The following is a 2,238-nucleotide window of genomic DNA, read 5'->3' on the forward strand; positions in this document are numbered from 1 at the left end:
ACAGCATACAGAATAGCTCAAGAACTCGGTAAACCAATCGAGGAGATCTGGATCATCGAGGATTAACTCCTCCCCCTCCAGCCTTAATAAGTTTTTATCTTTATTTTGCTTTTTGCACTTGACTTTTGCGGTCGTCAGACAATCATGGGATGAGGGTACAGGACAACGGCTAGGGCAAAGAATGACTACCTTACAACGCTTCAAAAAAATAAAAGCGTCGTAAAATAGACGTTCTGTCAATCATGGTCTATCGGGTTAAGGAATCCGTATAGTAACACCCTGTTTAAACGCTGTAATTTCTTACACAGCAGACTTTTTACAGATAAAGCTTGTCCTATCTGCAGAAAGAATCAGGAAAGGAGATGCACTACTGGCGTATCCTTCATTACTCGTAACCTATAATTCTTTCATTATCCGCTGCTACCCGTGCCGTAACACGCCAAGCAACCGCCGTACCGTTAATGGCCGTACTCGCCTAGACTCCTAACAACGCAAACAAGGAAACGTTATACGTTAGGACGCTTAACTTTCTGACATTGGCTTAGCTAACCTGTTCAAGTTTAACGAGTGTTAGGTCATTCCTCGTGTTGATCTCCTCCCTTAGTTACCTAAAAAAGACAATAGGAAACTAGACCTCGTGTATATCTGTTTTTTCGAATGAAGATATTCACGAGGCTGGAGGTTGTCCGATATTTAGTTAAAGAAAGAGCCTATAGCACGTGAGCTATAAGCATATTAATAATGAATAGAACAGAAGCTACAGTATAAAAACCATAAAACCAAATACAATCAGATTTTGTTTCTAAACCGAAGTATTCGCTTATTTTTTGCATCTATACCGCTCCACCCTTCTCACTTCGTATAAAAGTATGACTTCAAAAGTAAAACTTTGTTAGTATCAATATATAACTTCAGGAGTCATACGTCAATAGTGTTTCGAAAAAAGTTTTACTTTAATATGTAAATTGTGTAAAATGTAAAGTAATAAACGATCGGAATGAACGGAGGTATTACCATGAGTTCTATGGTATTCACTTTAGGGGAAACAATGGAGGAAATAGGAATTACGAAAAACAAATTAGCTGTAGAATCAAAAGTACGTCCAGCCACTATTAGTAATCTAGTGAATGGTGAGGTTGGTCTTGTACGTATCGATACATTACAGTCCATCTTAGATGCTTTAAATCAATTAGCTGCAGAAAATGACATCGATAAAACATATCGTATTGAAGACGTTGTACAGTACATAAAATAAATGTACTGTTTTTGTTTATAGATGTATTTCAGAATACTCTGATACAATTGATTAAAAGTTATTAAGGAGGAGGAATATGGAAACAAAGACAACCGCGGACGGTAACACTTACATCATTGAAGTGAATCAAAAAAAGAGCTCCGTTAAAGAGAAGTTTGGCCGTAAAACGTCATTAATTCTCGGCATTTTGGGTATTATTTTTTCTGTTATTTTAGGTATCACAATAGTCGGGTTATTTTTCGCCGTCCCACTGTTTCTTTTTTCATTAGGTCTTATATATGCAGCTTTTGAAAAACAAGAAATCCAGTGCCCTAACTGTAATCACAAACAAAGAATTATAAAAGTTAATGGTTATTTTGATTGTGGAAGTTGTAAGCAACGTACTTTAGTTGAATGGAAAAATAAATAAAAAGATAAACTTTATTGGTAACCAAACAACATTTTATCATTAAACCCTATAGATTGTGGTCATTTACATGTTTACATAATAAAATTATTGTACGAAAACAAATCAGACCTCCCAAAGGAAGTCTGATTTACTGTAAATATTGTTGTATTATCTACATTTATTTTATCTTCTATAGTATAAACACATCATTATTTATATTTCATATAAATAATTTAAAATACTCTTTTCTTTAAAAATTCTTGATGTGAATCTAAAAATGTCTTTAGAAAGTTTAATAGTAAAATCAGAGTATTTATCTCTAAGAGTCTTCATATCAATGCCCAATAAGAAACATTTTTGAATTTCTTCAATACATAACGGCACTAATGAGGCACCTTCTAATTCTTGCATAAACCAATTTATCACACTTAAGTAATTTTCAGTATAATAAGGATATGGATGCAACTGTTTTCCAATCTCTTGGCTAATTAAATCAAATGTTCTTTCCTTTTCCCTTCTCATTACGGCCCCACCAAACAATTGGTCCAATGCAACTTGATGCGCTTTTGAATAGTTCGACCGGACAATATAAGAT

5 protein-coding genes are annotated in these 2,238 nt (G+C 34.2%); 2 read left to right on the forward strand and 3 right to left on the reverse strand.

All coding sequences use genetic code 11. The features are described from left to right. Both AC1DJR_RS27180 and AC1DJR_RS27185 read right to left on the reverse strand, forming a co-directional pair. Nucleotides 1-240 (reverse strand): hypothetical protein (locus AC1DJR_RS27180; RefSeq protein WP_477003963.1); only part of this gene is annotated, 240 nt, incomplete at its 3' end. 470 nt (nucleotides 241-710) lie between these two features. After that, complete coding sequence (locus AC1DJR_RS27185; RefSeq protein WP_215551035.1) at nucleotides 711-833, reverse strand: DUF3961 domain-containing protein; 123 nt, start codon at nucleotides 831-833, stop codon at nucleotides 711-713. Nucleotides 834-1,015: 182 nt separating this feature from the next. Here AC1DJR_RS27185 and AC1DJR_RS27190 point away from each other — a divergent pair, with 182 nt between their 5' ends. Together AC1DJR_RS27190 and AC1DJR_RS27195 are read left to right on the forward strand one after the other, a co-directional pair. Beyond that, on the forward strand, nucleotides 1,016-1,255 hold the full coding sequence (locus AC1DJR_RS27190; RefSeq protein ID WP_048517345.1) for a helix-turn-helix domain-containing protein: 240 nt from the start codon (nucleotides 1,016-1,018) through the stop codon (nucleotides 1,253-1,255). A gap of 76 nt (nucleotides 1,256-1,331) precedes the next feature. Then, entirely contained in the window at nucleotides 1,332-1,664 is a 333-nt protein-coding gene (locus tag AC1DJR_RS27195) for a hypothetical protein (RefSeq protein ID WP_477003964.1), read from the forward strand. A gap of 192 nt (nucleotides 1,665-1,856) precedes the next feature. Here the strand turns inward: AC1DJR_RS27195 and AC1DJR_RS27200 are convergent. Then, a partial coding sequence (locus AC1DJR_RS27200) for a hypothetical protein (protein ID WP_477003965.1) occupies nucleotides 1,857-2,238 on the reverse strand: 382 nt, incomplete at its 5' end.

Source organism: Bacillus sp. 05T31, assembly GCF_056396725.1.